Source organism: Bradyrhizobium oropedii (genome assembly GCF_020889685.1).
In the GTDB taxonomy this organism is placed as follows: Bacteria; Pseudomonadota; Alphaproteobacteria; order Rhizobiales; family Xanthobacteraceae; genus Bradyrhizobium; species Bradyrhizobium oropedii.
Genome location: NZ_JACMYO010000002.1, coordinates 1 through 24434, shown reverse-complemented (window position 1 = coordinate 24434; position 24434 = coordinate 1). Strand labels below are relative to the sequence as shown.

General features: G+C 64.4%; 32 protein-coding genes. 14 read left to right on the top strand and 18 right to left on the bottom strand.

Annotated elements, in window-relative coordinates; translation table 11 throughout:
- Positions 1 to 33: 33 nt before the first annotated feature.
- Positions 34 to 858: a helix-turn-helix domain-containing protein gene (locus H8A95_RS01215; RefSeq protein ID WP_229181426.1), complete on the bottom strand. Its 825-nt coding sequence runs from the start codon at positions 856 to 858 to the stop codon at positions 34 to 36.
- 94 nt (positions 859 to 952) lie between these two features.
- Here H8A95_RS01215 and H8A95_RS01210 point away from each other — a divergent pair, with 94 nt between their 5' ends.
- A complete protein-coding gene (locus tag H8A95_RS01210; RefSeq protein ID WP_229181425.1) occupies positions 953 to 1177 on the top strand; it encodes a hypothetical protein in 225 nt (74 codons plus the stop codon).
- Positions 1178 to 1213: 36 nt separating this feature from the next.
- The gene (locus tag H8A95_RS01205) at positions 1214 to 1612 is read left to right on the top strand and encodes a hypothetical protein (RefSeq protein WP_229181424.1); all 399 of its coding nucleotides are present in this window, start codon (positions 1214 to 1216) and stop codon (positions 1610 to 1612) included.
- 109 nt (positions 1613 to 1721) lie between these two features.
- Here H8A95_RS01205 and H8A95_RS01200 read toward each other — a convergent pair whose 3' ends face one another.
- The gene (locus H8A95_RS01200; RefSeq protein ID WP_229181423.1) at positions 1722 to 2183 is read right to left on the bottom strand and encodes a group III truncated hemoglobin; all 462 of its coding nucleotides are present in this window, start codon (positions 2181 to 2183) and stop codon (positions 1722 to 1724) included.
- An 84-nt stretch (positions 2184 to 2267) separates the two neighbouring features.
- Between H8A95_RS01200 and H8A95_RS01195 the strand changes: the two genes are divergently transcribed.
- A complete protein-coding gene (locus H8A95_RS01195; protein WP_229181422.1) occupies positions 2268 to 2702 on the top strand; it encodes an RrF2 family transcriptional regulator in 435 nt (144 codons plus the stop codon).
- A gap of 29 nt (positions 2703 to 2731) precedes the next feature.
- On the opposite strand, the gene H8A95_RS01190 is transcribed toward H8A95_RS01195, so the two are convergent.
- The gene (locus H8A95_RS01190) at positions 2732 to 3424 is read right to left on the bottom strand and encodes an SET domain-containing protein (protein ID WP_163160431.1); all 693 of its coding nucleotides are present in this window, start codon (positions 3422 to 3424) and stop codon (positions 2732 to 2734) included.
- Positions 3425 to 3589: 165 nt separating this feature from the next.
- Between H8A95_RS01190 and H8A95_RS01185 the strand changes: the two genes are divergently transcribed.
- Positions 3590 to 4192 carry a hypothetical protein gene (locus H8A95_RS01185; RefSeq protein WP_229181421.1) on the top strand — a complete coding sequence of 201 codons (603 nt, stop codon included), beginning with the start codon at positions 3590 to 3592 and terminating at the stop codon, positions 4190 to 4192.
- A 17-nt stretch (positions 4193 to 4209) separates the two neighbouring features.
- Here H8A95_RS01185 and H8A95_RS01180 read toward each other — a convergent pair whose 3' ends face one another.
- Positions 4210 to 4935, bottom strand: a complete 726-nt coding sequence (locus H8A95_RS01180; RefSeq protein WP_229181524.1) for a TetR/AcrR family transcriptional regulator — start codon at positions 4933 to 4935, stop codon at positions 4210 to 4212.
- Between the two features lie 113 nt (positions 4936 to 5048).
- Between H8A95_RS01180 and H8A95_RS01175 the strand changes: the two genes are divergently transcribed.
- The 4 genes from H8A95_RS01175 (at position 5049) to H8A95_RS01160 (ending at position 8313) form a co-directional block, all read left to right on the top strand.
- Positions 5049 to 6452, top strand: a complete 1404-nt coding sequence (locus H8A95_RS01175) for a carotenoid oxygenase family protein (protein WP_229181420.1) — start codon at positions 5049 to 5051, stop codon at positions 6450 to 6452.
- 296 nt (positions 6453 to 6748) lie between these two features.
- Positions 6749 to 7324, top strand: coding sequence for a hypothetical protein (locus H8A95_RS01170; RefSeq protein ID WP_229181419.1), 576 nt, complete (start codon positions 6749 to 6751; stop codon positions 7322 to 7324).
- 58 nt (positions 7325 to 7382) lie between these two features.
- On the top strand, positions 7383 to 7937 hold the full coding sequence (locus H8A95_RS01165; protein ID WP_229181418.1) for an inner membrane-spanning protein YciB: 555 nt from the start codon (positions 7383 to 7385) through the stop codon (positions 7935 to 7937).
- Between the two features lie 76 nt (positions 7938 to 8013).
- Complete coding sequence (locus tag H8A95_RS01160; protein ID WP_229181417.1) at positions 8014 to 8313, top strand: hypothetical protein; 300 nt, start codon at positions 8014 to 8016, stop codon at positions 8311 to 8313.
- Between the two features lie 40 nt (positions 8314 to 8353).
- Here H8A95_RS01160 and H8A95_RS01155 read toward each other — a convergent pair whose 3' ends face one another.
- Both H8A95_RS01155 and H8A95_RS01150 read right to left on the bottom strand, forming a co-directional pair.
- The gene (locus H8A95_RS01155) at positions 8354 to 9052 is read right to left on the bottom strand and encodes a DUF429 domain-containing protein (RefSeq protein WP_229181416.1); all 699 of its coding nucleotides are present in this window, start codon (positions 9050 to 9052) and stop codon (positions 8354 to 8356) included.
- Positions 9049 to 10704 carry a fumarate hydratase gene (locus H8A95_RS01150; protein ID WP_229181415.1) on the bottom strand — a complete coding sequence of 552 codons (1656 nt, stop codon included), beginning with the start codon at positions 10702 to 10704 and terminating at the stop codon, positions 9049 to 9051. Before H8A95_RS01150 ends, H8A95_RS01155 begins: the two co-directional genes overlap by 4 nt.
- Before the next feature lie 233 nt (positions 10705 to 10937).
- On the opposite strand from H8A95_RS01150, the gene H8A95_RS01145 reads away from it, so the two are divergent.
- Both H8A95_RS01145 and H8A95_RS01140 read left to right on the top strand, forming a co-directional pair.
- Entirely contained in the window at positions 10938 to 11255 is a 318-nt protein-coding gene (locus H8A95_RS01145; RefSeq protein ID WP_229181414.1) for a Kazal-type serine protease inhibitor family protein, read from the top strand.
- Positions 11256 to 11363: 108 nt separating this feature from the next.
- Positions 11364 to 11819, top strand: coding sequence for a hypothetical protein (locus tag H8A95_RS01140; RefSeq protein WP_229181523.1), 456 nt, complete (start codon positions 11364 to 11366; stop codon positions 11817 to 11819).
- A 4-nt stretch (positions 11820 to 11823) separates the two neighbouring features.
- Here the strand turns inward: H8A95_RS01140 and H8A95_RS01135 are convergent, their stop codons facing one another.
- Both H8A95_RS01135 and H8A95_RS01130 read right to left on the bottom strand, forming a co-directional pair.
- Positions 11824 to 12264 carry an SRPBCC family protein gene (locus H8A95_RS01135; RefSeq protein ID WP_229181413.1) on the bottom strand — a complete coding sequence of 147 codons (441 nt, stop codon included), beginning with the start codon at positions 12262 to 12264 and terminating at the stop codon, positions 11824 to 11826.
- Positions 12264 to 12590 (bottom strand): ArsR/SmtB family transcription factor, encoded by a 327-nt coding sequence (locus H8A95_RS01130; protein WP_229181412.1) that lies wholly within the window; start codon positions 12588 to 12590, stop codon positions 12264 to 12266. The genes H8A95_RS01135 and H8A95_RS01130 overlap by 1 nt, the downstream gene beginning before the upstream one ends.
- A 155-nt stretch (positions 12591 to 12745) precedes the next feature.
- Here H8A95_RS01130 and H8A95_RS01125 point away from each other — a divergent pair, with 155 nt between their 5' ends.
- A complete protein-coding gene (locus H8A95_RS01125) occupies positions 12746 to 13420 on the top strand; it encodes a methyltransferase family protein (RefSeq protein WP_229181411.1) in 675 nt (224 codons plus the stop codon).
- Positions 13421 to 13429: 9 nt separating this feature from the next.
- Positions 13430 to 13789, top strand: a complete 360-nt coding sequence (locus tag H8A95_RS01120; RefSeq protein ID WP_229181410.1) for a GFA family protein — start codon at positions 13430 to 13432, stop codon at positions 13787 to 13789.
- Positions 13790 to 13895: 106 nt separating this feature from the next.
- Here H8A95_RS01120 and H8A95_RS01115 read toward each other — a convergent pair whose 3' ends face one another.
- Positions 13896 to 14603 (bottom strand): glutathione S-transferase, encoded by a 708-nt coding sequence (locus tag H8A95_RS01115; protein WP_229181409.1) that lies wholly within the window; start codon positions 14601 to 14603, stop codon positions 13896 to 13898.
- Between the two features lie 153 nt (positions 14604 to 14756).
- Here H8A95_RS01115 and H8A95_RS01110 point away from each other — a divergent pair, with 153 nt between their 5' ends.
- Positions 14757 to 15176 carry a DUF3606 domain-containing protein gene (locus H8A95_RS01110; protein ID WP_229181522.1) on the top strand — a complete coding sequence of 140 codons (420 nt, stop codon included), beginning with the start codon at positions 14757 to 14759 and terminating at the stop codon, positions 15174 to 15176.
- 184 nt (positions 15177 to 15360) lie between these two features.
- Here the strand turns inward: H8A95_RS01110 and H8A95_RS01105 are convergent, their stop codons facing one another.
- The 9 genes from H8A95_RS01105 to flgB all read right to left on the bottom strand — a co-directional run bounded on the left by H8A95_RS01105 (position 15361) and on the right by flgB (position 23678).
- Positions 15361 to 15987: a lectin gene (locus H8A95_RS01105; RefSeq protein WP_229181521.1), complete on the bottom strand. Its 627-nt coding sequence runs from the start codon at positions 15985 to 15987 to the stop codon at positions 15361 to 15363.
- A gap of 203 nt (positions 15988 to 16190) precedes the next feature.
- Positions 16191 to 17150, bottom strand: coding sequence for a Tim44 domain-containing protein (locus H8A95_RS01100; protein WP_229181408.1), 960 nt, complete (start codon positions 17148 to 17150; stop codon positions 16191 to 16193).
- 244 nt (positions 17151 to 17394) lie between these two features.
- The gene (gene cckA / locus H8A95_RS01095; RefSeq protein WP_229181520.1) at positions 17395 to 19974 is read right to left on the bottom strand and encodes a cell cycle histidine kinase CckA; all 2580 of its coding nucleotides are present in this window, start codon (positions 19972 to 19974) and stop codon (positions 17395 to 17397) included.
- 141 nt (positions 19975 to 20115) lie between these two features.
- A complete protein-coding gene (gene flhB / locus H8A95_RS01090; protein WP_229181407.1) occupies positions 20116 to 21189 on the bottom strand; it encodes a flagellar biosynthesis protein FlhB in 1074 nt (357 codons plus the stop codon).
- Between the two features lie 107 nt (positions 21190 to 21296).
- Positions 21297 to 22067, bottom strand: a complete 771-nt coding sequence (fliR, locus tag H8A95_RS01085) for a flagellar biosynthetic protein FliR (protein WP_229181406.1) — start codon at positions 22065 to 22067, stop codon at positions 21297 to 21299.
- An 18-nt stretch (positions 22068 to 22085) separates the two neighbouring features.
- Positions 22086 to 22349 (bottom strand): flagellar biosynthesis protein FliQ, encoded by a 264-nt coding sequence (gene fliQ / locus H8A95_RS01080; RefSeq protein WP_050401183.1) that lies wholly within the window; start codon positions 22347 to 22349, stop codon positions 22086 to 22088.
- Between the two features lie 130 nt (positions 22350 to 22479).
- Positions 22480 to 22791, bottom strand: coding sequence for a flagellar hook-basal body complex protein FliE (fliE, locus tag H8A95_RS01075; RefSeq protein WP_163162533.1), 312 nt, complete (start codon positions 22789 to 22791; stop codon positions 22480 to 22482).
- A gap of 26 nt (positions 22792 to 22817) precedes the next feature.
- A complete protein-coding gene (flgC, locus tag H8A95_RS01070) occupies positions 22818 to 23243 on the bottom strand; it encodes a flagellar basal body rod protein FlgC (protein WP_021077939.1) in 426 nt (141 codons plus the stop codon).
- Between the two features lie 27 nt (positions 23244 to 23270).
- Positions 23271 to 23678 carry a flagellar basal body rod protein FlgB gene (flgB, locus tag H8A95_RS01065; protein ID WP_229181405.1) on the bottom strand — a complete coding sequence of 136 codons (408 nt, stop codon included), beginning with the start codon at positions 23676 to 23678 and terminating at the stop codon, positions 23271 to 23273.
- Positions 23679 to 24049: 371 nt separating this feature from the next.
- On the opposite strand from flgB, the gene H8A95_RS01060 reads away from it, so the two are divergent.
- Positions 24050 to 24434: flagellar biosynthetic protein FliO (locus tag H8A95_RS01060; protein ID WP_229181404.1), on the top strand; the 385-nt coding region annotated here is incomplete at its 3' end.

Below are 24434 nucleotides of genomic sequence, written 5' to 3'. Positions count from 1 at the left end.
GAAGGTAAGCCGAAAGCGCCCCGAGACAAGCCGCTATTTCATACTGGCTGCCATCTGCCGCGTCCGCTCGGCGGTCAGCTCGTCGGCCGGAAAGAAGGTCTCCAGCGCCAGTTCCTGCAACGTGATATCGACCGGCGTGCCGAACACCATGGTCGTCGAGATGAAGCTCAGGATCTCGCCGTTGAGGCGGAGCTTGAACGGAAGCGCGACGTTGTTGTCCGCCGTGATTGGGGCCGACCGCGCCGGGATCGGATAGGACTTCAGATCTTGATAGAGCTTGAGCAGCTCCGGATCAGCTGTCGCCTCGCATTGCCGGTGCAGCCGCTCCAAAAGATGCGCGGCCCATTCCGCCAGATTCACGGTGCGCGGCGCCAAGCCCTCCGGGTGAAAGGCCAGCCGCAGGATGTTGAAGGGCTGGCCGAGCAGCCGCTGCGGCACGCCCTCGAGCAGCGGCGCCACCATGCGGTTGGCGGAGACCAGATTCCAGTGCCGGTCATAGGCCAGCGCCGGATTGGGCTCGTGAGCCTTCAGCACCAGATTGATCGCCTCGCGCGCCGATTTCAGCGCGGGATCCTCCAGCGAGCGTTGCGGGAAAGCGGGTGCGAAGCCCGCGGCGACCAGCAGCACGTTGCGTTCGCGTAGGGGCACGTCGAGGCGCTCCGCCAGTTTGAGGACCATGTCGCGCGACGGCGCCGAGCGGCCGGTCTCGACGAAGCTCAAATGCCGCGCCGAGATTTCGGCGTCGACGGCAAGGTCGAGCTGGCTGAGATGCCGGCGCTGCCGCCACTCGCGCAGGTGCTCGCCGACAAGGAGGGGTTTTGCGGGCTCGGCCCGCGCTGTGGATGCATGTGCGTTCATGCTGCAAAACCTACCATGCGAAATTCGCCCGTTCCATTACGCCTGAGGTAATCGAATTGGCGCGCCGGGCGGCTCATCTTCCACGGCACAGGAGATGACCATGCTGATGCTGTCCCTTATCCGCGCCCTCGCCGTCCTGATCCCGTGGCTGCTCCATCTGGGCACCTGGCTGGTCGCACGTTCGCTCAACATGCCCCAGCCGCTCGTGCACGACACGGGCGTGTTCGTGTTCGCGCAGGTCTATGCGGTCGAGATCAAGGTCGGCAAGGCGCTCTGCCCGTTCCGGCTGTGGCGTCAGCTGCAATCCCTGTTCCGCTGACCAACGCCATCCCAACCAACCAGAGGAGAGACTGCCATGATCCATTCGTCCCAGCTGCTGCGCCGCGCCTTGCTCGCCGACGCCGTCTTCAGCGGCGTATCCGCCATAGCCATGGTGCTCGACGCCGGCGCGCTGGCATCGCTGCTCGGCCTGCCGGAAGCGTTGCTGCGCGAGACCGGGTTGTTCCTGGTCGCCTACACCGCGCTGGTCGGTTGGCTCGGCAGCCGCACATCCGCGCCGAAGGCGGTGGTGATGCTGGTGGTGGTCGGCAACGCGGTCTGGACGCTGGCCAGCATCGCGCTGCTGCTCTCGGGCGCGGTGACGCCGAACCTGCTCGGGACCATCGTCATCCTCGCCCAGGCAATCGCCACCGGCGTGTTCGCCGAACTGCAATATGTCGGGTTGCGCAGAAGTGAAGGTGTGGTGGCGGCGTAGCAGCGTTCGTCATTGCGAGCGAAGCGAAGCAATCCATCGAGCCGCATGTGCGGAACCGTGGATTGCCTCGTCGCTTCGCTCCTCGCAATGACGGGGTCGGAGTGCCGCCTTACCCCGCTGCTCCTGCTTCGCTTCGCCTGTAACGTTCGCCGACCGCCAGCATCACGCCCTGCCCGCTGGCGACGCCCATCTCGAGGCTGGAGGCGATGCGGCGTGCGCGCTCGACGAAATGAACCGCAGCGACGGGTGCGCAAAGTTCATGCGCGGTCGCCTCGAACAGCTCGAGCCAGCGGTCGAAATGCGCGGCATCAATCGGCAGCGGCATGTGCTTGACCATCGGCGTGCCGTGATAACGCCCGGTCATCAGCGCGACCGACGACCAGAACGCGCACATCCGCGCCAGATGCGGCTCCCAATCGGTGATCCTGGCCTCGAACACCGGCCCGATCATCGGGTCCTTGCGGACCTTTGCGTAGAAGCCATGGACCAACTGCTCGATGAGAGCCTCGGTGATGCCGGTCCGCTCGATGATGCCGGCCGTGATCTGCTCGCGGCGCTCTGCCTCCGCCATTGCGGGTCTCCATAAATAGGTATTTCAAATGCCTATTTAGATTGCTATAGCTGATCCGCCAAGTGCTGATTTCGAAGGGCTTCCATGCGCCTCACATCGTTCACGGATTTTGCGCTGCGCGCCCTGATGCGGCTGGCCGGCGAGCCGGACCGTTCGTTTGCCACCGGTGAGATCGCGGCCGAATTCGGCATTTCCCGCAACCACCTCGCCAAGGTGGTGCGCGACCTCGCCGAGGCCGGCTTCATCGCGACCCAGCGCGGCGCGGGCGGCGGATTTTCGCTGGCGCGCGCCCCGCAGGCGATCACGCTTGGCGAGGTGGTGCGCGCGCTTGAAGGCGGCAGCCCGCTGGTCGAATGTTTCAGGGATGATGGCGGAGAATGCGTGCTGCTGCCGCGCTGCCGGCTGAAAGCCAGGCTCGCGGCGGCCCGCGAAGCCTTCATGCGCGAACTCGACGGAACCACGCTCGCCGAATGCGCCTACCTGCCGCGTCCAGCGCGCCATCCGGCGCGCGCGTCATGACAATCGTCGAACAGGATCGGTTTCGTAACTCAGGCCTGCAGCACGCGCGCAGCAGCGCGCTTTGAGGGCGCCACCCGCTTGCCAGCCGCGGCGGTCAGGCTGTGGCCGTTGAGGTGCTTCCCGTTTAAGGCCTTGCCATTCAGGGCGTTGCCGTTGGCGACCTTGCCATTGGCTTTGGCAGCCTTCTTCGCCTTGGCCTTCCGCTCCTTGGACCGCTTCTCAGCGAGCTTCTCAGCCTCACGCTTGGCTTTCCGCTCGGCCTTTTCCTTCAGCCGCACCCGCTCCGCCCGCGCCTCCGCGCGCTGCTTCTTGCGCTTCTTCTCGCAGGCATCGCACTTGCAGCCGATCGGCTTCAGATAGGCTTTGAAATAGTCGGTTCCGTAGTCGTAGTTGATCTCGTCGCCCGGCTCGATGTCCTTGATGGCGCGGATGAACACCTTGCGCTTGCGCGGCTTGACGTCGGATTCCGCGTTCGGCCGGCAGGCGTGGTTGATGTAGCGGGCGACGTTCTCGCGGATCGAGCCGTCGATGGTCCAGCGGTTGGTGAGCTCGAACAGGTACTTGTTCTCGATCGCGTCCTCATCCTTCTTCTTCGAGTCGAGCAGCGGCCCGAAATAGCGGATGATCTTGGTGCCTTTCTTGATCGGCTTGGTGGCGAAGAGGCCGAGGCCAGTGCGGGAACGGCCGACGCGATAGGGCTTGTGCGATAATGATGTGGTCATGACGATCGAGGCTACGGCACGCAAGGTGCACGCGACAGAAGTTGCGAAGCCGCCCTTCTAGGACGATTCCGCGCGCCTGTCAGGTGTTTCCCGCGTGTCTGTTGAACCTTCCCCAGATTGTATATGTCAGACACAAAGTAACGTCCGGATCGGAGGTTTCCCCCGATGAAATACCTTGCTTTTGCAACAATCATTATGGCGCTCGACGGCGCAAATGCTGGTCAGGCTGGCGCTGAAACGATCAGCAGCAGCTACACATCGACGGCGCCGAAGGCCTGCCGCATGATCGGCAAGCCCAACGAGGAGGACGGCAGCACGACGCGGGTTTGCCCGGGAAAGTCCGGCCTTGTGGTGCTGATCAACGAGGGCGACCTGCGTGAAGTGGTCTCGGTCGGCCGAAGCCACCAAGCAGCAGCCAGGGAACCGGCGGCGCAGGCCTGGTTTGGTCCGTTCAGCTCGACCGGCAACACGGTCGAATGGCGCGCCGCCGGCAGCAAGCCGTACGCGATCATCCAGCGCTGGCAGATCGCCGACAACAGCGAGCAGGACAACCGCGGCGGCCCGGTCTCGCGCGCGATGCTCGCTGTGACGCGGCTGCCGCCGGGCGAGGTTTGCCATGTCGCCTATATCGACGCCGCGGCCAATCCCGGCGCCAACGAGTTGGCGCGGCAAGCCGCTGACAACTTCGCCCGCGATTTCAAATGCGGCGCAGACCAGGTCAAGACGGTCGGCCAGAGCGGCCGGACCACAGCGCTCACCAAGCGCTGATCGCGCGACAGCCTCGATTACGGCCGCGGTTGTTTGCTCGCCGACCGCCCCAGCATCGCGGTCAACACCGTTTCCGCGGACGTGCCTTCGGGTGCCCGATCCAGGATCGTCTTGAGGCGCCCGTCGAGCAGGAGCATGGTGAAGCCGTGCACCAGCGACCAGGCGGACGCGATCGCGGCGGCTTGGTCCAGCGTAAGCTGCTCCTTGGAAATCTCTTCGTGCCGGCTGGCACCGACGCCGCGGGTCAGCCCCGCGAACGATGCCTCCGACGCCTCGTGCAGCGACGGCCGCGCATGATCGAGCCGCTCGCTGCGGAACATCAGCCCGTACATGCCGGGATGCGCCTGCGCATAAGCGACATAGGCCTTGGCGCTCGCCACGCCCTTTTCGGGTGGCGTCGCCGCGGAAGCGTCCGCCGCCGCCATCGCTTGGCCGAATTGCCGGAAACCAATCGCCGCGAGTTCACTGAGCAAACCGGTCAGATCGCCGAAATGATGTGTGGGCGCCGCGTGCGAGACGCCGGCCTCGCGCGCCACCGCACGCAACGTCAGTCCCGCCAATCCATCACGTTCAAGCACGCGCTCGGCGGCCTTCAACAGCGCCTCGTGCAGATCGCCATGATGATACGGCGTGTCGTTGGTCCGGCGCCGCGGTGCCGAGCGAACGGTAGCGGCTCGCGTAACCCGGCGCTTCGGGGCCTGTGCGGGGCGAGTCGCCTTGTTTTCCTTGGATAATCTTGCCATGCGGCCGTTATAGGTTGCAATTTTTACACTGTAAAGATTTTGCTTGACGATCTTCGGTGTCATCCCTACTGATATCTTTACGATGTAAAGATTATGATGCAGGGAGATCCGGAATGCTCGACCAGGTCACATCCAACGCGGCGCGCACCAATCTGGCGCCGATCCCGTTCGAAGCCGATGCGCCGTTCCTGAAGGTGTCCGGCGAACTGCCGCGCGAGCTGAACGGCACGCTCTACCGCAACGGCCCCAACCCGCAGTTCGAGGCGCCGGGCGCGCACTGGTTCGTCGGCGACGGCATGCTGCATGCCTTCCACCTCGAGAACGGCCGCGCCAGCTACCGCAACCGCTGGGTCCGCACGCCGAAGTGGCAGGCCGAGCACGACGCCGGCCGCGCGCTGTTCGGCGGCTTCGGCCGCAAGATGCCGGATACGCCGGCAACGACAACCACCGACGGCGGCGTCGCCAACACCAACATCATCTTCCATGGCGGCCGCCTGCTTGCGCTCGAGGAAGGCCATTTGCCGACCGAGATCGAGCCCGGCACGCTCAATCGTCTCGGCTATTGCGACTACAAGGGCGCGATATCAGGTCCCTTCACCGCGCATCCCAAGATCGATCCGGTCACCGGCGAGATGGTGTTCTTCGGCTACAACGCCGCGGGTCCGCTGACGCCGGCGCTGTCGTTCGGCGCGGTGAGCGCGTCCGGCGTGGTGAGCCGGTTCGAACGCTTCGAGGCGCCGTATGCCAGCATGGTGCACGACTTCATCGTTACCGAGAATCACGTGCTGTTTCCGATCCTGCCGATCACCGGCAGCATGCAGCGCGCGATGCGCGGACAGGCGCCCTACGCCTGGGAGCCGGAGAAAGGCGCCTATGTCGGCGTGATGAAGCGCAGCGGTTCGTCAAACGACATCGTCTGGTTCCGCGCCGAGACCTGCTACGTCTTCCATGTCATGAACGCGTGGGAAGAAGGCAACCGCATCATCGCCGACGTGATGCAGTTCGAGGAAGCGCCGTTGTTCAACCATCCGGACGGCTCGCAGACCGACCCGAAGAAGAACCGCGCGCGCTATTGCCGCTGGACTTTCGACCTCTCCGGCAACACCGACCGCTTCACGCAAACCTATCTCGACGACCTCACTGGCGAATTCCCCCGCGTCGACGATCGCCGCGCGGGGTTTGCGAGCAATCACGGCTGGTATGCCTGCGCCAACCCCGATCTGCCGATGTTCGGCGCGCTGTCGGGCATCGTGCATGTCGACGGCCGTGGCAAGCGGCTCGGCCATTATCTCTTGCCCGCCGGCGATACGATCTCCGAGCCCGTGTTCGTCGAACGCGGTGCTGACGCGGCGGAGGGCGACGGCTGGCTGGTCGCGGTGGTCTGGCGCGCCCGCGAAAACCGCAGCGACCTCGCGGTCTTCAACGCGCAAGATGTCGAGGCTGGTCCGACCGCACTGGTCCATCTCGGCCACCGCGTGCCGGATGGCTTCCACGGCAATTGGGTCGGGGCGGAGTAGCTGCCGATCGTCCGAGGCGTCAGGGCACCAACCACTCCACGCGTCATGCCCGGGCTTGTCCCGGGCATCCACGTCTTTGTCACCACTTGCGGGAAAGACGTGGATGGTCGGACAAGCCCGGCCATGACGGTCCGGGACGGTGAATACCGAGTACCGCTAACGCTCTATGTCATTGCCTCATCTCTATTTTTCTCCACCACATCACGATTTTGACACTGTAAAGATTTCGCTTGACGCTTTCCTTGCCCACCCCTAGGCTATCTTTACGATGTAAAGATCAGCCGATGAGACTCCCAATGACGATCTTCCTGATCCTCGCTCCCTACGGTGTCTTCGCTACGCTGATGCTGGTGACCTCGGCTACCGTAAGCCTGCTCTGCGCCACGTTGATCTGCCTCGCCGTCATTGCATTCGATATCGCGCGCGGCCGCAGCATCAAGATCCTCGGCGTCGGCTCGGTGATCGTGTTTACCGCGGTCGGTTTCTATCTCACCTTCGTCGATGCGACGGCGAGCGGCATCGCGGTGAAGATCGCGGTCGATGCCGGCATCCTCCTTGTATCGCTCACCTCGATCCTGATCGGCCAACCGTTCGCGCGGCAATATGCGCTCGAACAGGTCGATGCCGAGACCGCGAAGCTGCCCGGCTTCATCACCGCCAACTATTTGATCACCGGCGCGTGGACCGCCGCGACGCTATTGATGTTGATCGGCAACCTCGCGGTGCTCTACGTGCCGGCCCTGCCGCTGTGGACGGGCCTCCTGATCGCTTTCGCCGCGCGCAACGCCGCGGTGGGCTTCACCCGCTGGTATCCGCAATATCGCATGGCCAAGGACAGCGTGCCGCCGGCGAGCGCGCTGCCCACGCACTGAACGCTGCCGACACAATACAAGAACGATCACCGCACCCGAGGCAACGGAAACCACGACGATGAAGAGTGTATTTGCCAGGCTCGCGAGCGACTTCCTCTCCACCATCGTGTTCCTGGTGGTCTATCTCGCCACCGACAACGTGCTGATCGCCACCGGCGTTGCGATCGCGGGCGCCATTGCCCAAGTGGCCTATGCCCGCGTCAAGGGACAGGCGCTCGGCTACATGACCTGGGCGAGCCTTGGGCTGGTGATCGTGCTGGGCGGCGCGACGCTCGTCACCAACGATCCGCGTTTCGTGCTGGCGAAGCCCGCGATCGGCCACATCGCGATCGGCGCCATCATGCTGAAGCGCGGCTGGATGCTGCGCTATCTGCCGCCGATCGTGACCGAGACCATTCCGGAATACGCCACCCTCGCCGGCTATGCCTGGGCCGGGCTGATGTTCATCCTCGCCGCCGGCACCATCGCGGTCGCAGCGACCGGCGACATGAAGCTGTGGGCGTTCTACGTGTCGGTGGTTCTGCTCGGTGCCAAGATCGCCGCCTTTGCGATCCAGTATGCCGCCTTCCGCTTCCTGGTCGGAAACCGGCTGCGCGCCGCCGCCCGCGCCTGATCGCCGCAGCCGCGAACTAGGCGCGCGCGGCAAGATGGGCTATACCCGCGCACGCTTTATTTCAGGGGAGACATCAATGGCGGTGGACGGAAACTGGAATCTCACGATGACGACGCCGATGGGCGATCGCCAGGCGACGCTGTCGCTTTCGAGCTCGGGCGGCACGCTCACCGGCACGCAGGGCGCCGACGGCAACTCCACCGAAATCTTCGACGGCACCGTGAACGGCGACGACGTCGCCTGGAAGGTTTCCATCACCAACCCGATGCCGCTGACGCTCGAATTCAGCGGCAAGGTCGCAGGCGACGGCAGCATCTCCGGCGAGATGGGCATCGGCCCGATGGGCAGCTTCCCCTTCACCGGCACGCGCGCGTAACCCCTCCACTTCTCTTGACGCGTTTTCTTCGCGCGAACCGCTATCCGCTTCGCTTGAAAACGCTCGAGAACCAGATCTGCATCGGCAGATCATGCGCATCCAGCGGCCGCGGTCCTCCGGGAACGCAGCCGCTTGGTTCATGGGCCGCGAGTGCCACCGCGCAGGCGTCCAGCACGTCATCGCGTTTCGCGCCGGTGCCGATCCGCACCTCGGTGAGCCAACGATCAATCTCGCGAAAGCCTGATCGCTTCAGCAACCCGCGACGGAGCGCATCGCCCTCCTCCGACTTCTTTGGCGGCAATGGCGTGGCGCCGTTCAGCCGCAGGAACACCAGTTCGGGATGCACCTCGCGGATGTCGCGTGCGGTGTTCGCACGCACGAACGCGTCGACCTCCATGATCTTCCGCCCGAGATGCCAGAGCTGGCGCGAGACGCGGGTCTGGCCGCGGCGCAGCGCTTCTTCATTCGCCCGATCGGGATCGTCAAACTCCTGCCACAGCCAGCGCCGCGCGCCGGTGAAGACGCGCGAGGTGTGCGGGCGCAGGCGCTCACGGGCGAGACGGTCACAGCCGCGCTCGCCGTCATCGGTCATGCCGATCGGGATATCGATCCCGGCGCGGTCGAACGGACCCGCCAGCGCATCCGCAATATCGCTGTGAAAGGAGATCGTACGCTGGTCGCCGTCGATGGTGACGGCGACCCAGCCTTTGGAGAATCCGTCGAGGCCAGTCGCCCTCAACCCAGATTCAATTCCTTGAAGAAGTCGTTGCCCTTGTCATCGATGATGATGAAGGCCGGAAAGTCCACCACTTCGATGCGCCAGATCGCTTCCATGCCGAGCTCGGGATACTCGACCACCTCGACCTTCTTGATGCAGTGCTCGGCGAGGTTCGCCGCCGCGCCGCCGATCGAGCCGAGATAGAAGCCGCCGTGCTTCTTGCAGGCTTCGCGCACCGCGACCGCGCGATTGCCCTTGGCGACCATCACCATCGAGCCGCCGGCGGCCTGGAACTGGTCGACGAAGGAATCCATGCGTCCCGCGGTGGTCGGGCCGAATGCGCCGGAGGCGTAGCCGTCGGGCGTCTTGGCGGGACCGGCGTAGTAGACCGGGTGGTTCTTGAAATAATCCGGCAGCGGTTCGCCCTTCTCCAGCCGCTCGCGCAGCTTGGCATGCGCGGAATCGCGCGCCACGATCATGGTGCCGGTCATCGAGACGCGGGTCTTGATCGGATATTGCGACAGCGTCGCCAAGATTTCCTTCATCGGCTTGTTGAGGTCGATCTTGACGACCTCGCCGCCGAGCGACTGTTCGACCGCGGGCAGATACTGCGCCGGATTGTGCTCGAGCTCCTCGAGATAGACGCCGTCCTTGGTGATCTTGCCGAGTACCTGGCGGTCAGCCGAGCAGGAGACGCCGAGCCCGATCGGCAGCGAGGCGCCATGGCGCGGCATGCGGATCACGCGCACGTCGTGGCAGAAATACTTGCCGCCGAACTGCGCGCCGACGCCGAGCGACTGCGTCATCTTGAGGATTTCCTGCTCCATCTCGAGATCGCGGAACGCATTGCCGTCAGGCGAACCGTGGGTCGGCAGCGCATCGAGATAGCGCGCCGAGGCAAGTTTCACGGTCTTCATGCAGAGCTCGGCGGAGGTGCCGCCGATCACGATCGCAAGGTGATACGGCGGGCACGCCGCGGTGCCGAGCGTCAGCACCTTCTCCTTCAGGAACGCCAGCAGCCGGTCCCTGGTCAGCACCGAGGGCGTTGCCTGGAACAGGAAGCTCTTGTTGGCGCTTCCGCCGCCTTTGGCCATGAACATGAACTTGTAGGCGTCGTCGCCCTCGGCGTAGATCTCGCACTGCGCCGGCATGTTGTTGGCGGTGTTCTTCTCCTCGTACATCGACAGCGGAGCGACCTGCGAGTAGCGCAGGTTGCGGCGCAGATAGGCGTCGCGCGCGCCTTCGGACAGCGCGGCCTCGTCCTCGCCATCGGTGATGACGTTGCAGCCCTTCTTCCCCATGATGATCGCGGTGCCGGTGTCCTGGCACATCGGCAGCACGCCGCCGGCCGCAATGTTGGCGTTCTTCAGGAAGTCGAAGGCGACGAACTTGTCGTTGTCGCTGGCTTCCTTGTCCTCAAGGATCGAGCGCAGCTGCTTCAGATGGCCCGGCCGCAGGTAGTGGTTGATGTCGCCGAAGGCGGCCTCGGAGAGCGCCCGCAGCGCCTCCCGCGACACCACCAGCATGTCCTTGCCCAAGACCTTCTCGACCCGGACGCCCTCGCTCGTCACCTTCTTGTAGGGCGTGGTGTCGGCACCAAGCGGGAACAAGGGCGTATGCTTGTAGGGCGGAACGGGCTTCTGCTGGTCGGGGAAGGCGGAGGGGGCGTTCATGAGCTGCTCTTTGGGCTTGCAGGTCGGGTTCGAAAGGCCGGTCCGGCCGCAGGGCCGTCGGCAATGTAGAGCCGTTCTAAGCCTTTTTCGGGCAAAGGAAAGGGAAGCCGGCTGCCTTCCAGCCATGCGCGGGACCGGCAATCCACGTGCTAGGTTTCATGCCGCGGTAATCTCGGGTTGCCACAACGCGCAGCACACCGCCAACCGGCCGGGGAAGCCATCAGGAGGCCTTCATGAAGACAGCGCTTTTCATCCGGTTTGCGGCGCTGGCCTTGTTGATCGCGCTCCCGAGCGGCGTCGATGCGGCCCGCCTCGGCAGGCCGTGCGGCGGCCTCGCCGGCCTCCAATGCAGCAGTCGCGGCCAATTCTGCCAGTTCAAATCCGGTAGCTGCGGCCGTGCCGACCAGTCCGGCACCTGCGCGTTCCGGCCGACGATCTGCAACAAGATCTTCAAGCCGGTGTGCGGCTGTGACGGCAAGACCTATGGCAATGATTGCGAGCGTCGGGCCGCCGGGGCCTCCAAGGCGCAGGACGGAAAGTGCCCGTCCTGACGGAGCGGCGATATTGACGCGCTTCGCGGGAGCCTGCATGTAGCTTCGCGTATTTCCATACCGCGGGGGTATTTCGTGACAGCACCGTTGCGCCGACGCTCTTTCAGCATCCGCTCCACCCTGCCTGCCGCACTGATCGCGCTGGCGAGCGCCTTCGCCGCCTCGCCCGCGCATGCCGATCCCTGCGTGGACATCGCCAAGCAGCTCGCCGGCCAGATCGACGGGCTGAAGGTCAATTTCAGCGCCGCCAACATCACATACCTCACACACCCGGCTGCCAAGGAATTGTCGCTCGGCTGCCGCGGCAAGGACTATTCGATCGAGCTCTATGCCAAGACCGATCGCAGGATGAAGCCGGAGTTCTTCAACCTGGTCGGCTCGGCCACCGCGCTGATCTTCACCGTGCCGAAGGACGACGCCACCACCGGCACCTCGCGCTGCTTGAAGCGAATGGGCATCCTGCGCGGCAACACCATCACGATGCGCTATCGCCGCCTGAATCTCGAATGCACGCGCAACAGGACCGACGCCTCGATCACGGTTCGCCGCGGCAACAACGAGTGATCCATTAGGCTTCCGCGGCGACCCGCCCGATCGCATCGACGATCTTGCCCCAGCCCGGGCTCATCATGTCGAACGCGTAGCGGTTGCCGGGGAACACGAAGCCGTCATGCACCATGCGGACATGCGTGCCGCCCTCGACCGCCGTTAGCGTCCAGGTGACGACGGAGTCGAGCTTCGAGCCGAATTGCGGATTGGTGTCGGCGCCGCCCTTCCAGGAATAGCGCAGCAGCCGCGGCGGATCGCAATCCAGCACTTCGCAATGCACGACGCCGTCCCAATCGCCGATCGGCTTGGTGCGGAAATTGAAGCGGCGACCGACGCGCGGCTGAAAATCGTTCGGCATCAGCCATTTCATCAGCAAGTCGCTCGTGGTCAGCGTCCGCCAGATCCTGTCGGCAGCATAAGGCAGCACCTTCTCCACCGTGATCGCGTGCGTCTCACCCATCACTCACTCTCCTTCAACAGCCGTTCCAGATTTGCGAAGCGCTCGGCCCAGAACGTCTCGTAATGGCCAAGCCAGTCGATCAGTGGGCCGAGCCCCTTCGGCGCGACGCGATAATGGATATGCCGGCCCTCACGCCGCTCGGCGACGAGCCCGGCGTCGCGCAGCGCGCGCAGATGTTGCGACACCGCCGGCTGCGACACCTTTGAGCCCTGCACCAACCCGGTCGCGGCGATCTCGCCTTCCCGGATGATCCGCTCGAACACCGCCCGCCGCGTCGGGTCCGCGAGGGTCTTGAGCACGTTGGTCAGCTGCACGGTGGCGGTCATGCCGATATATAAGCAATTGCTTATATGACTGTCAATACCGAGGCAATGCAACAGCGACGCAGGAACACCTCGCCCGCTCCGAAAGTTGATGATCGCGGCCGCATGCTCGCCGGGAAAACAGTGCGATAATCGCTGTCGGAATCGCGGAGCCTCCCATGATCGCAAAGCTCCTCCTGCAGAACGCCTTCTTCGTCATCGCCATGGCCGCGCTGCTGTTTGCCTTCGCCGGCACGCTGCACTGGCCTGGCGCTTGGGCTTATCTGATCGCCTCGGCGCTGATCGGCCCGGCCTGCGGGCTGTGGCTTGCCAAGGTCGATCCTGGCCTCTTGGCCGAGCGCATGCGTCTCACCGCGCGTGAGGGCCAGCCGACCGAAGACAAGCGCTTCATGCTGGTGTTCCTCGTCATCGCGGTGCTGTGGTTCGTCGCGATGGGGCTCGATCGCCGGTTTGGCGGCGCCAATGCCGGCGTGCTGCTGATCGTGCTCGGCCTGGTGCTATATCTGGCCTCGACCGCGCTGATCCTGTGGGTGTTCCGCACCAATTCGTTCGCCGCGCCGGTCGTGAAGGTGCAGACCGAGCGCGACCATCACGTGATCTCAACCGGGCCCTACGCGCTGGTCCGCCACCCAATGTATGCGAGCGTGATGCTGTTCTTCATCGGCGTGCCGCTGACGCTCGGCTCCTGGTGGGGCCTGGCCTTCGCGCCGGTGTTCTTCGCGATGTTCGCGTTCCGCACCCGGATCGAGGAGCGAACGCTGGTGGCGGGGTTGTCAGGCTATGCCGACTATGCGGCACGGGTGCGCTATCGCCTCGTGCCCGGACTGTGGTGAGGAACCATCATGGCAGAGAACAAGACCTACACGGGCGGCTGCCATTGCGGCCAGGTGCGCTTCGAATGCACCACCGACATGGCGATGGTGACCGCCTGCAACTGCTCGATCTGCACCAAGAAGGGCCTGCACTTCGTGTTCATGCCGCCGTCGAGCTTCCAGCTCCGCGCCGGCGCCGAGAACCTGAAGGAATATCTCTTCAACCGCCATGCGATCCGTCACCAGCTCTGCGTCGATTGCGGCGTCGACGTGTTCGCGCTCGGCAACAAGCCCGATGGCGCCGACATCGTGGCGCTCAATGTCAGTTGCATCGACGGCATCGATCTGTCGAAGATCGCGATGACGCCGGTGGATGGACGGAGCCGGTGACTGCAGAGCAGTCATTCCGGGGCACGCGAAGCGTGAACCCGGAATCTCGCGCCGTAACCTCGAGATTCCGGGTTCGGTCCTGCGGACCGCCCCGGAATGACGAGACCTACAAATCCAGCGCCTTGTAGCGCCGGAAGATCCCCTCCTCGTTGAACGGAATCCGCCGTTCGCTCGCCAGATACGCCTTGATGTTCGGCCGCTCGGCAACACGATCGCGCAGCGCGAGCAGCCGCGGCACCTTCTTCTCGTACCTCGCCATCCGCTTCGGAAATGCGTAGCGCAGGCCTTCCACGATCTGGAACAGCGACAGGTCGACGTAGGTCAGCCGACGCCCGGTGACGAACGAACCGCCGTTCGCCGCGACCAGGTCCTCGAAGTAGCCGAGATATTTCGGCACCCGCGATTTCCAGAACTCTTCCGTGCGCTTCTTCGCCGGCGCCTTCTGGTCTTCGTAGTACAGCGACGGACCGAGCGGATGATGGGTGTCGTGGATCTCCAGCACGAAGTCCGCGATGGTCAGCTGCAATTGGTGCACCCAGAGCTTTCCCGCCTCCGCCTTCGGTGCCAGGCCGTGGCGCGCGCCGAGATAGAGCAGAATGTTGGCGGTCTGCCCGATCACGAGACTGCCGGCCTTGAGGAACGGCGGCGCAAAGGGCGGCGTGCCCTTGTGCGCGTCCATCATCTTCATCATGGCGCCTGTGCCGCCCTTGCCGCGTGCGACATCGGTATAATCTGCGCCCGCATCCTCGAGCGCGAGGCGGACATATTCGCCGCGCCCCTGGATCATCGGCCAGTAGTAGAGCTGATAGTGCATGGACTTATCTCCAAAAACTTCGCCGCATCGCTGCCCGTCGTCTAGATCGTAGCCGCGATACGGTCAGATCGTCCATCGCGCACAGGCTGCCTGTGCGAACCGCGCGGGGACTGCTAAGGTTCCAACGTGGAATCTTCGATGAAGGATCATCTGATGGCGGACAACAAGAAGAAGCGGGGCGCACAGGATCGCGCGCTGATTGCGCTGAGCGAGTCGTACGAAGTTGCGTACTGGTCCAAGAAGTTCAAGGTCACGCCGGCGAAGCTCAAGGCCGCCGTCAAGAAGGTCGGGCACTCTGCCAAGAAGGTGGAGGCCTTTTTCAAAGAACAGCGCCACATGGCCGCGGACCGCGCACGGATCGCGATCAGCGAGCCCTACGAGGTCCGCTACTGGTCGAAGAAATTCAAGGTGACCCCTGCCCGGCTCAAGGCCGCGGTGGCCGAGGTCGGACATTCCTCGAAGAAGGTCGAGGCCTATTTCGCGACCAAGAAGAAAGCCGCGAAGAAAAAGAAAGCTGCCAAGAAGACCGTCAGGAAAGCCGCAAAGAAGACCACCAAGCGCAAGAAGAGCTAAGCGCGTGGGCGGCGGCGGTTGTTAGTATCCTGCCGTGCTATCACCGTCATTGCGAGCGAAGCGAAGCAATCCATCGCGCCGCATATGCGGACAGATGGATTGCTTCGTCGCTTCAGCGCAAAATTGCCTTGCAATTTTGTCGCGAGTTCCTCGCAATGACGACGAACTTTCATGCGCCGTTCCCTCAATTCGCCGCGAAGCAGTACAGCAGGCCGTCGCCGCCAGTGCTCTTCAGATCGGCCTGCGAGCAGCCGCCGTCCGGACCGCGCGAGGGATGCGACATGTTCCAGGATTTTGACGGCTCGTCGTCGCGCAGGCCCTTGCGGTCGAAATGCCCGACCATGGCAGCGCCTTGCGTGCTGCTTGTCCAGTTCTTGCAGGTGCGGTCCTCACCGGCCGCAAACGCCGTGCCGTCCGCCTGCGATCCCGTCAGCACGTCGTGGCGGTTCGGCGTGTCGCCGGCACCGTTGACGACTTCCCCCTTCTCGGACAGGGCGCTCTGCTTGGTGAGATTGTTGCCGGCGCTGTGCAGGTCGGCGACATCCTTGGCGACCACGACGCCCTTCACATTCTTCCACGGCCCCTTGCCGATGCGGTCGCGCGCATTCACCGCGGGCTTGCCATCGGCCGCCTGGGTCGAAAGATAGGCGCGCCAGGTCTTCGGCGCACCGAAGCCCGCGGCCTGCGCCAGGGTCTGGCAGTGATTGTCGGCGCCCGCGAGGCCGCCGAGATTGCCGCCATTGCCGATGCCGTTGCTGGTCACGAAGAAGCTGGTGTCGGCGGTCTGCGCCGCTGCCGGCGGCGCAGACATGACGACGAACGCAAGACAGGCCGGAACCGCGATCTGCGCAACGATCTTCATCCTATGATCCTCCCGATGGTTGTTATGGTCCGCTGACATGAACCCGCGGCCTGTCCGGATATTCCGGCACCGCGACACGCGAATGAAGCCCACAAACAAAAGCGCCGCGGACCAAGCCGCGGCGCCTTCTATCTGTCGTCTCGGGCAAGCGATCAGTTGGTCTGCTGGATCGCCGAAAGCTCCCAATTGCCGCCGCGCTGGCGGACGAAGGTCCAGACCTCGGTGACCTCCTCCGGCTGCCCGCCGCTGACCTGACGGCCGTTGCCGCGCTCGAGCACAGTGTCGACCAGCGAGTAGCGCATTGCGACGGTCGCATATTCGCTGTCGCCTTCGCGCCAGGCTTCCGCGAGATCGCCCTGCAGCAGCTTCACATTGGTCACCTTGTTGGTGACGTTGCGTGCCTTGTTCTCCTCGAGATCCTTCGAGAAGTACGACACCATTTCGGGCGTCGCGAGCGTGTGCAGCTTCGCGATGTCCTCGTTCGACCACGCGGTCTGGATGTCGCCGAGCAGACGCTCGAACGTCTCGTAGTCGCGAGGCGCGATCTCGACCGGCGCGTTCGATCCGCCACCGATGCCGAAGCCGAAGCCCGAACGGGCGTTCGCCTGCGGGCCAGGACCGACGTCGGGCCCACCGGCGTAAGCGGCGGCCGGCGCATTGCGGCGCTGCCACCACGACATCGCGAGCCGGACCACGAGTACGATCAGACCGATCTGCAGCAGCAGGCCGAGCATCGACGACAGGCCGCCGAGACCCGAGAACAGGCCACCGCCGAACAGCATGCCGAACAGGCCGGCGCCAAGGAACCCCGCGGCGAGGCCGCCGAGCAGGCCTCGACCCATTCCGCCGCGGCCGAACAGACCGCCGGAATTCGCCGCCGCCGGCGAGCTCATGCCCGGGCTGCCGGGCTGGCTGAAGGTACGGTTCATCGGCGCAACCGAGCCCGGCGCAGTGTTGGTGCTGGGCGGCGCGGAGAATGTCCGCGAGCCGCGCGAGCCGCCGCCGCCGACGCGGGCGTCGGCTGCCGAAACGGTCATCATGACGGGCAGCGCCAGCGCCATTGTGACGGCGATCGCCCGAACAATTCCACGCGTGCGTTGCGAGAAATTCATGTTGGTTTCCTCAAAGGATTCCCCGGCATGGGGAAACGCCCCTAACATGGGCAGGGCCTGATAAAAGTGAAGCCGGAAACGGGAACCGCGGCTGCGGCCCTCGGTCGCGGAGATGTGACACTATGGTGCTTGTGGGCGCGACACTGCGTCCTAGCGCGAGATGAGGCCGGGTTTCAACCGCAGCCGCACCGGAATTTCACCTCGCACCTGCGAGAAATCAAGAGCGCATCGCAGCGTCGCAGGGCTAGTTCGCCGTCATGGTTTCCTTCACCGCGGCGACCAGCTGCGTCAAGGTGAACGGTTTCGGCAGGAAAGCGAATTGCTGGTTCTCCGGCAGGCTCTTCTCGAATGCGTCCTCGGCATAGCCGGAGACGAAGATGATCTTCAGCTCGGCATTGCGGCTGCGCATTTCCTTCAGCAGCGTCGGCCCGTCCATCTCCGGCATCACGACGTCGGACACGACGAGATCGACCTTGCCGTTGTTCTCCTCGAACGCCTCCAGCGCCTCGACGCCGTTGGCCGCCTCGATCACGCTGTAACCGCGCGAACGCAGACCGCGTGCATTGAGTGAGCGCAGGCCATCCTCGTCCTCGACCAGCAGGATGGTGCCCTGCCCGGTGAGATCCGGTTTCGGCTTGGCGGCTTCAGCGGTAGCAGTCTCCTTTGCCGCGCCGTTGCCGGCATGCGCCTCCGGCGCGACCTCCTGCTCCTGGCGATGCCGCGGCAGATAGATCCGGAACGTGGTTCCCCCGCCCGGCACGGAATCGACATAGACGAAGCCGCCGGTCTGCTTGACGATGCCGTAGACCGTGGACAGGCCGAGACCGGTGCCCTTGCCGACTTCCTTGGTCGAGAAGAACGGCTCGAAGATCTTGTCGATGATCTCGTGCGGAATGCCGGTGCCGGTGTCCGAAATCTCGATCTTCACATAGTCGGCCGCCGGCATGCCCTTGTTGGCGAGCTGGGCGGCTTCCTCGGTCGACACATTGGCGGTGCGGATGATCAGCTTGCCGCCGTCGGGCATCGCGTCGCGCGCGTTGACCGCGAGATTGACCACCACCTGCTCGAACTGCGAGACGTCGACCTTCACCGGCCACAGATCGCGGCCATGCACGAGGTCGAGCTTGACCTTCTCGCCGATCAGCCGGCGCAGCAGCATGGTGAGGTCGCTCAACGCATCGCCGAGATCGAGCACCTGCGGCCGCAGCGTCTGGCGGCGCGAGAACGCAAGCAGCTGCCGCACCAGCGTCGCGGCGCGGGTGGCGTTCTGCTTGATCTGCATGATGTCCTGGAATGACGGGTCGGTCGGCTTGTGCGCGTTCAACAGGAAGTCGTTCGCCATCATGATGGCCGACAGCACGTTGTTGAAGTCGTGCGCGATGCCGCCGGCGAGCTGGCCGACCATCTCCATCTTCTGCGACTGGTTGATCTGGTTTTCCAGCGCGCGCCGCTCGGTGATCTCGAGGATGTAGACGATCGCGGTCTCGGCGTCGCGCTCGTCCTTCTCGACGGTCGTGACGAAGAACTGGGCGAAGCGCTCCTTGGGCCCGTCGAGCATCACCTCGACCGGCGCGATATCGCCCTGTCCTTCCGCAGCCTGGTTGATCGCAGCGATCAGGAGGCCGCGGTCGCGCGGATTGACCGCGCGGAAGATCGACTTGGCGGCGCCGCCGTCGCCGTTCAGCCCCTGCGCCAGCTTGGCGTAGCGCGCATTGGCGCCGACCACATTGCCGCCGCGATCGACGGTCGCGATCGCCATCGGCGTATGGTCGAAGAAGCGCATGAAGCGCACTTCGGCGGCGCGCTCCGGATCGGAACGCTCGTCGCGGGCACGGCTGATCACCAGCGTGCGCGAGGCGCCTGCCGCGCCGTCGGCGCCGAAGGCAAGCTTGTGATAGAGCCGCACCGGCACGGTCTTGCCGCCGCGCATGCGCAGGTCGATATCGAACACCTCGGTCTTGACCTCGCCCGGCACCGCCGCAATCGAGGTCAGCAGCGCCGCGCCGTCACCCGAGACGATGTCGGTCAGCTTCAGGCCGCCCGAACCGATCTCGGCCAGATCGTAATCCAGCCAGTTGGCGAGCGTCGCGTTGACATAGGCGATCTCGCCGGCCGGATTGACCGAGAAGAAGCCGCATGGCGCGTGGTCGAGATACTCGATCGCATGCCGCAGCTCCTGGAACACGTCTTCCTGGCGCTCGCGGTCGCGGGTGATGTCGGCGATCGACCACACCGCGTATTTCGCGTCGCGCTTGCCCTCGCCGAGCGGGCGGACCCGCAGGCGCAGCCAACGGCCTTGTGCACCGCCTGGCCCGGCCTCATGGCCGGCGACACGGACCTCCTCCTGCTGCCGCTTGCCCTCGCGCGCCGCCTTCAGGAGGCGGAACACCGCCTCGGAGACGTCGGGGTTACCGATGAAGACGCGTTCGACCGGCCGGACGTCCTGCGGCCCGGCCGCGCCGGTCAGCGCGAGATAGGCGGCGTTGGAATAGACCACGTGGCTGCGGGAGTCGGTGACGACGAGCCCTTCCTGGGCGTGGTCGGCAATCCGTGCCATCACCGGGTCGTCGGTGGTGCGGTCGGAGAAGCGGATGATGCCGGCGGCCAGCGCAAACAGGTTGAACAGGCCGGCGGTGGCGAGCAGCGCCAGCACGCCGAGGATATAGGGCTGCGCCTGGGTACGACCGATGGCCATCAGCCAGACTGCCAGAGCGACGATGCCGATGGCGATCAGGACCACCAGCAGGATGCTGCCGCTGCGCCGCGCTGGCCCGCGGGCCACGAACGGCTCAGTCGCGGGAGGATCGTTGCTATCGGCGGTCATCTGGAGAGACATGGCTCGTCTGCATCACGAAGGCGACCGGCCGGCCACCTTGCCCCTGAGTGCCTGAATCGGACCCGAAAACGCAAGTCCATCAGGCGGCGATTTCGCAAGTTACACGCATTTCAAGCGGTTTTCCGCCCCTTACTGGCGCAGGCCGGACAGGCCGCGCCTCAGCCGCATCACGTAGCCGATGATTTCGGCAACCGCATGATAGTGCTCGACCGGGATTTCCTTGTCGATTTCGACGGTCGCATAGAGCGCCCGGGCCAGCGGCACGTTCTCCACGATCGGAATGTCGTGCTCCTTGGCGACCTCCCTGATCTTGAAGGCGAGGTTGTCGACGCCCTTGGCGACGCAGACCGGCGCCGACATGCTGCGGTCGTAGGCCAGCGCCACCGAATAGTGGGTCGGGTTGGTGATGATCACCGAGGCCTTCGGAACCTGGGCCATCATGCGCTTCTTGGCGCGCTGGACCCGCAACTGCTTGATCCTGCCCTTGACGTGCGGGTCGCCTTCCGACTGCTTGAACTCCTCTTTCATCTCTTGCAGCGACATCTTGTGACGCTCGTACCAGGTCCGGTACTGGAAGAAGTAGTCGGCGATCGCAACCACGGCGAGGATGGCAACCACCGCCGCCAACAGATGCACCGTCATGCCGGTGACGGCGGGCAGAAGCTCGGCCGGATCGACCCGCAGGAACGATTCCATGCGCATCCGGTCGGGCCACAGCACCGCCACCATCACGGCGCCGAGCGCGATCAGCTTGAACAGGCCCTTCAGGAAGTTCGCCACCGCCTGCTTGCCGAACAGCCGCTTGAAGCCGGCAGCCGGCGATATCTTGGAGAATTTCGGCTTGAGCTGCTCGCCCGACCACACCAGCTGATGCTGGATCATGTTGCCCGCGACCGCGGCCAGCGCCAGCATCAGGAACGGCACGCCGATCGCGGCAACCACGGCGTAGCCGAGCGATTGCGTCAGCGCCAGCAGGCCGGCGCCGTCGGTGCGGATCATCCATGAATTGGCGATCAGGTTGCGCAACGGCATCAAGATGCCGCCGCCGATCGAGCCGGAGAAGGTCGACAGCACCAGCGTGGCGCCGGCGATGATGAACCAGGTGTTGACCTCCTGGCTTTTGACGACGTCGCCTTTCTCAAGGGCATCGTCGAGACGTTTTTGCGTAGGATCTTCTGTTTTGTCTTCGGTATCGTCGGCCATCTCTGCTCCCCTGGAACTTGATGCGACTTGATCGCATCATGTTCTGAGATCCTATTTTTGACGCGTTTTCTTCACGCGAACCGGTTCCCACTTCGCTCGAAAACGCTCTAGTTCATTGGGGCGAGTTGGCGCATGACGCCGAGGAAGTAGTCGAGATAGGTGTTCATCATCGCGGCGAGCACGATGCCGAAGATCAGGAAGCCGACCATGATCGAGAGCGGCACGCCGACGAAGTAGACCTGCATCTGCGGCATCAGCCGCGCCAGCACGCCGAGCCCGATGTTGAAGACGAGGCCGAACACCAGGAACGGTGCGGACAGTTGCAGGCCGATCTTGAAGGCCGCGGAGAACGCGGAGGTCGCCAGTGCGGCGACGTCGCCGGTCGGCATGATCTCGCCCGGCGAGAAGATCCGGTAGCTTTCGCTCAGCGCCGCGATGACGAGATAGTGGCTGTCGGTCGCAAACAGCAGCGTCAGGCCGAGGATGGTGAGGAAGTTGCCGACGATCTGGCCCTGCTGGCCCTGGGTCGGATCAACCGCGGTGACGAAGCCGAGGCCGAGCTGCTGCGCGATCACCGAGCCCGCGACATTGAGCGCCGACAGCGTCACCCGCGCGGTCGCACCGAGCACGATGCCGATGATGAGCTCATGCACCATGAGCACGCCGAGCGCGGAGATCGACGTCAGGTCGACGTGATAGGCGTTGCGATGCAGGGGGAGGATGATCAGCGTCAGCAGCAGCGCGATCGACAGCTTGACCCGTGCCGGGATGTTGCTCTCTCCGAAACCGGGCAGCAGCATCACCATCGCGCCCACGCGCGCAAAGACCAGCACGAAGATTGCGGCCAGCGCCGGCAGCAGGGAAACGTCGATGCGCATGACCGCGGCATTAGTGCATCAACCGCCGATGATTCGCGACGAAATCCGCATCATGTGGCTGGAAAGCGCGTCGGCCATGAACGGCAGCGCCAGCAGCAATGTGACGAAGATCGCGAGAATCTTCGGCACGAAGACCAGCGTCTGTTCCTGGATCTGGGTGAGCGCCTGGAACAGCGACACCACAACGCCGACCACGAGGCCGACCACCATCAGGGGCGACGACACCAACACAATGGTCCAGATCGCATCGCGCGCCACGTCGAGAGTTTCAGGACCGGTCATTTTGGATTCTCGCTTGCTGGTTGTTTGCTCTAGTCATTCCGGGGCTCGCGAAGCGAGAGCCCGGAATCCATACTCCCGATCGTGGTTATGGATTCCGGGCCTGCGCCTTCGGCGCATCCCGGAATGACAATCAGATCGGCATCTTCATGATGTCTTCATAGGCCTGGATCACGCGGTCGCGGACCGAGACCAGTGTCGACACCGCAACGTCGGTGTCGGCGACCGCCGTCACCACGTCCATCACGTTCGCCTTGCCCGAGGCCATCGCCATGGTCTGCATGTCGGATTTCTTGCCCGCCTCCAGCACGCTGCCGACGGAGTCCTTCAACAGCGCGCTGAAGGACGGACCGGCGACTGCCTGCCCGGCCTTTTCGGCGCCGCCGCGCTCCATCATCTTGGCAAGATTGGCGTAGGCGTTGGCTGCGACTGTCGGTGTAGCCATGAGTTACATTCCCTGTACTTGTTGCGTCAGGACTTGAGGATGTCGAGCGTGCGCTGGATCATCCGCCGCGTCGCGCTGATGATGTTGAGGTTCGCCTCGTAGGAGCGCTGGGCGTCGCGCATGTCGGTCATTTCGACCATCGAATTGACGTTCGGATATTTGACGTTGCCGGAGGCGTCGGCCGCCGGATTGCCCGGCTCGTGCTTGATGCGGAACGACGACTGATCGGGGCGTATCCGGCCGAGCGTGACGACCTGGGCGTCGAGCGAGCGATCGAGCGCCGAGGAAAACGTCGGCACCTTGCGGCGGTAGGGATCGCCGCCGGCGGTCTGCGCCGTCGAATCGGCGTTGGCGATATTCTCCGAGATCACCCGCATCCGCCCCGCCTGCGCGCGCAGGCCCGAGGTCGCGATGCTCATCGAGCGGGCGAAATCGCTTGTTCCATCTGCCATGGGATCCTCCTGCCGCCGTCAGGCGGCCTAGCCCTTGCCGATCGCGGTTTTCAGGAGATGCAGGCTTTTGCTGTAGAGCGAGGTGACGGCCGCGAAGTCCATCTGGTTGGCCGACACTTTCAGCATCTGGTCCTCGAGATTGACCGCATTGCCGGCCGGACGGGTCTGGAACCCGCTCTTGCCACGATCGTTGTCAAAGTTGTCGGGCGCGCCGGACGCCGCCATGTGGGTGGCGCTGGTCTGCATCATCGGCAGCGTCCCGATGCCGCCGACCGTGGCGCCGCCCCGGTCGAACTTCGGCTCGACCAGGTCGCGCGGCCGGAAGTTCGGCGTGTCGGAATTGGAAATGTTCTCGGCGAGCACCCGCTGGCGCTCCTGGTGCCATTGCATCTTGCTGCGCAACGCCGACAGGATCGGGAGATCGTTCATGGACATCGCCGCGGCTCCGTTAACCTCTTGGACGCCCCTTGGGCCTTCCGAGGTAGGCAGAATTTGCCCGGTGTATGGTTAACGGGTGGTTAAAATATCCGACGGAGCCGTGGAGAACGCCGCAACTGCGGCCGGCGAGCGCATTTTCGCCACGAATGCTGCGTTAACCAGCACAGACCAAGACAGCGTGGGGCGCTGAGAAGTCGTTTTGGGACAAGCGATTCTTGGTTTATTAATAGAACAGTCGGCTGCAAGCCGCTGGGAATTAAGAAATAAGGCGAATCTCGGGCGCGATTCGCTAAAGCAAACCACACTTATCAATCCGCGCTCGTTGATGGCGGAAGCTGAGGAAGGCCACGATGGCCGGGGATTCCAATATGCAGGTCGTTACATTCGTCTTGGCGTTCGCCGTCGTGCTGGCGCTGATCGGCGTCACCGCATGGCTCGTCCGCCGCTTCGCTGGGAACCGCCTCGGGGCCAACGCCAACCGCGGACGCATGCCGCGACTGGCGGTGATCGACGCAGCTGCCGTCGACGGCCGCCGCCGCCTGGTGCTGGTCCGCCGCGACAACGTCGAGCATCTCCTGATGATCGGTGGCCCGACCGACATCGTCGTCGAGCCGAACATCGTGCGGGCGATGCCCGGACGCGATCAGATGTCGGCCCGTCCCGCGGTCGCGACCGACGCCGCGCCGCCGCGCGTGGCACCGCTTCCGGATGCCGCCTGGAACGAGAGCGAAGCCGCCCGCTCCGACAGTTTCG

What these genes read in the sequence shown, in the direction of transcription:
- H8A95_RS01215 (WP_229181426.1), bottom strand. Translation starts at nt 858, where the DNA reads ATGAACGCACATGCATCCACAGCGCGGGCCGAGCCCGCAAAACCCCTC.
- H8A95_RS01210 (WP_229181425.1), top strand. Translation starts at nt 953, where the DNA reads ATGACCATGCTGATGCTGTCCCTTATCCGCGCCCTCGCCGTCCTGATC.
- H8A95_RS01205 (WP_229181424.1), top strand. Translation starts at nt 1,214, where the DNA reads ATGATCCATTCGTCCCAGCTGCTGCGCCGCGCCTTGCTCGCCGACGCC.
- H8A95_RS01200 (WP_229181423.1), bottom strand. Translation starts at nt 2,183, where the DNA reads ATGGCGGAGGCAGAGCGCCGCGAGCAGATCACGGCCGGCATCATCGAG.
- H8A95_RS01195 (WP_229181422.1), top strand. Translation starts at nt 2,268, where the DNA reads ATGCGCCTCACATCGTTCACGGATTTTGCGCTGCGCGCCCTGATGCGG.
- H8A95_RS01190 (WP_163160431.1), bottom strand. Translation starts at nt 3,424, where the DNA reads ATGACCACATCATTATCGCACAAGCCCTATCGCGTCGGCCGTTCCCGC.
- H8A95_RS01185 (WP_229181421.1), top strand. Translation starts at nt 3,590, where the DNA reads ATGAAATACCTTGCTTTTGCAACAATCATTATGGCGCTCGACGGCGCA.
- H8A95_RS01180 (WP_229181524.1), bottom strand. Translation starts at nt 4,935, where the DNA reads ATGGCAAGATTATCCAAGGAAAACAAGGCGACTCGCCCCGCACAGGCC.
- H8A95_RS01175 (WP_229181420.1), top strand. Translation starts at nt 5,049, where the DNA reads ATGCTCGACCAGGTCACATCCAACGCGGCGCGCACCAATCTGGCGCCG.
- H8A95_RS01170 (WP_229181419.1), top strand. Translation starts at nt 6,749, where the DNA reads ATGACGATCTTCCTGATCCTCGCTCCCTACGGTGTCTTCGCTACGCTG.
- H8A95_RS01165 (WP_229181418.1), top strand. Translation starts at nt 7,383, where the DNA reads ATGAAGAGTGTATTTGCCAGGCTCGCGAGCGACTTCCTCTCCACCATC.
- H8A95_RS01160 (WP_229181417.1), top strand. Translation starts at nt 8,014, where the DNA reads ATGGCGGTGGACGGAAACTGGAATCTCACGATGACGACGCCGATGGGC.
- H8A95_RS01150 (WP_229181415.1), bottom strand. Translation starts at nt 10,704, where the DNA reads ATGAACGCCCCCTCCGCCTTCCCCGACCAGCAGAAGCCCGTTCCGCCC.
- H8A95_RS01145 (WP_229181414.1), top strand. Translation starts at nt 10,938, where the DNA reads ATGAAGACAGCGCTTTTCATCCGGTTTGCGGCGCTGGCCTTGTTGATC.
- H8A95_RS01135 (WP_229181413.1), bottom strand. Translation starts at nt 12,264, where the DNA reads ATGGGTGAGACGCACGCGATCACGGTGGAGAAGGTGCTGCCTTATGCT.
- H8A95_RS01130 (WP_229181412.1), bottom strand. Translation starts at nt 12,590, where the DNA reads ATGACCGCCACCGTGCAGCTGACCAACGTGCTCAAGACCCTCGCGGAC.
- H8A95_RS01125 (WP_229181411.1), top strand. Translation starts at nt 12,746, where the DNA reads ATGATCGCAAAGCTCCTCCTGCAGAACGCCTTCTTCGTCATCGCCATG.
- H8A95_RS01120 (WP_229181410.1), top strand. Translation starts at nt 13,430, where the DNA reads ATGGCAGAGAACAAGACCTACACGGGCGGCTGCCATTGCGGCCAGGTG.
- H8A95_RS01115 (WP_229181409.1), bottom strand. Translation starts at nt 14,603, where the DNA reads ATGCACTATCAGCTCTACTACTGGCCGATGATCCAGGGGCGCGGCGAA.
- H8A95_RS01110 (WP_229181522.1), top strand. Translation starts at nt 14,757, where the DNA reads ATGGCGGACAACAAGAAGAAGCGGGGCGCACAGGATCGCGCGCTGATT.
- H8A95_RS01105 (WP_229181521.1), bottom strand. Translation starts at nt 15,987, where the DNA reads ATGTCTGCGCCGCCGGCAGCGGCGCAGACCGCCGACACCAGCTTCTTC.
- H8A95_RS01100 (WP_229181408.1), bottom strand. Translation starts at nt 17,150, where the DNA reads ATGAATTTCTCGCAACGCACGCGTGGAATTGTTCGGGCGATCGCCGTC.
- cckA (WP_229181520.1), bottom strand. Translation starts at nt 19,974, where the DNA reads ATGACCGCCGATAGCAACGATCCTCCCGCGACTGAGCCGTTCGTGGCC.
- flhB (WP_229181407.1), bottom strand. Translation starts at nt 21,189, where the DNA reads ATGGCCGACGATACCGAAGACAAAACAGAAGATCCTACGCAAAAACGT.
- fliR (WP_229181406.1), bottom strand. Translation starts at nt 22,067, where the DNA reads ATGCGCATCGACGTTTCCCTGCTGCCGGCGCTGGCCGCAATCTTCGTG.
- fliQ (WP_050401183.1), bottom strand. Translation starts at nt 22,349, where the DNA reads ATGACCGGTCCTGAAACTCTCGACGTGGCGCGCGATGCGATCTGGACC.
- fliE (WP_163162533.1), bottom strand. Translation starts at nt 22,791, where the DNA reads ATGGCTACACCGACAGTCGCAGCCAACGCCTACGCCAATCTTGCCAAG.
- flgC (WP_021077939.1), bottom strand. Translation starts at nt 23,243, where the DNA reads ATGGCAGATGGAACAAGCGATTTCGCCCGCTCGATGAGCATCGCGACC.
- flgB (WP_229181405.1), bottom strand. Translation starts at nt 23,678, where the DNA reads ATGTCCATGAACGATCTCCCGATCCTGTCGGCGTTGCGCAGCAAGATG.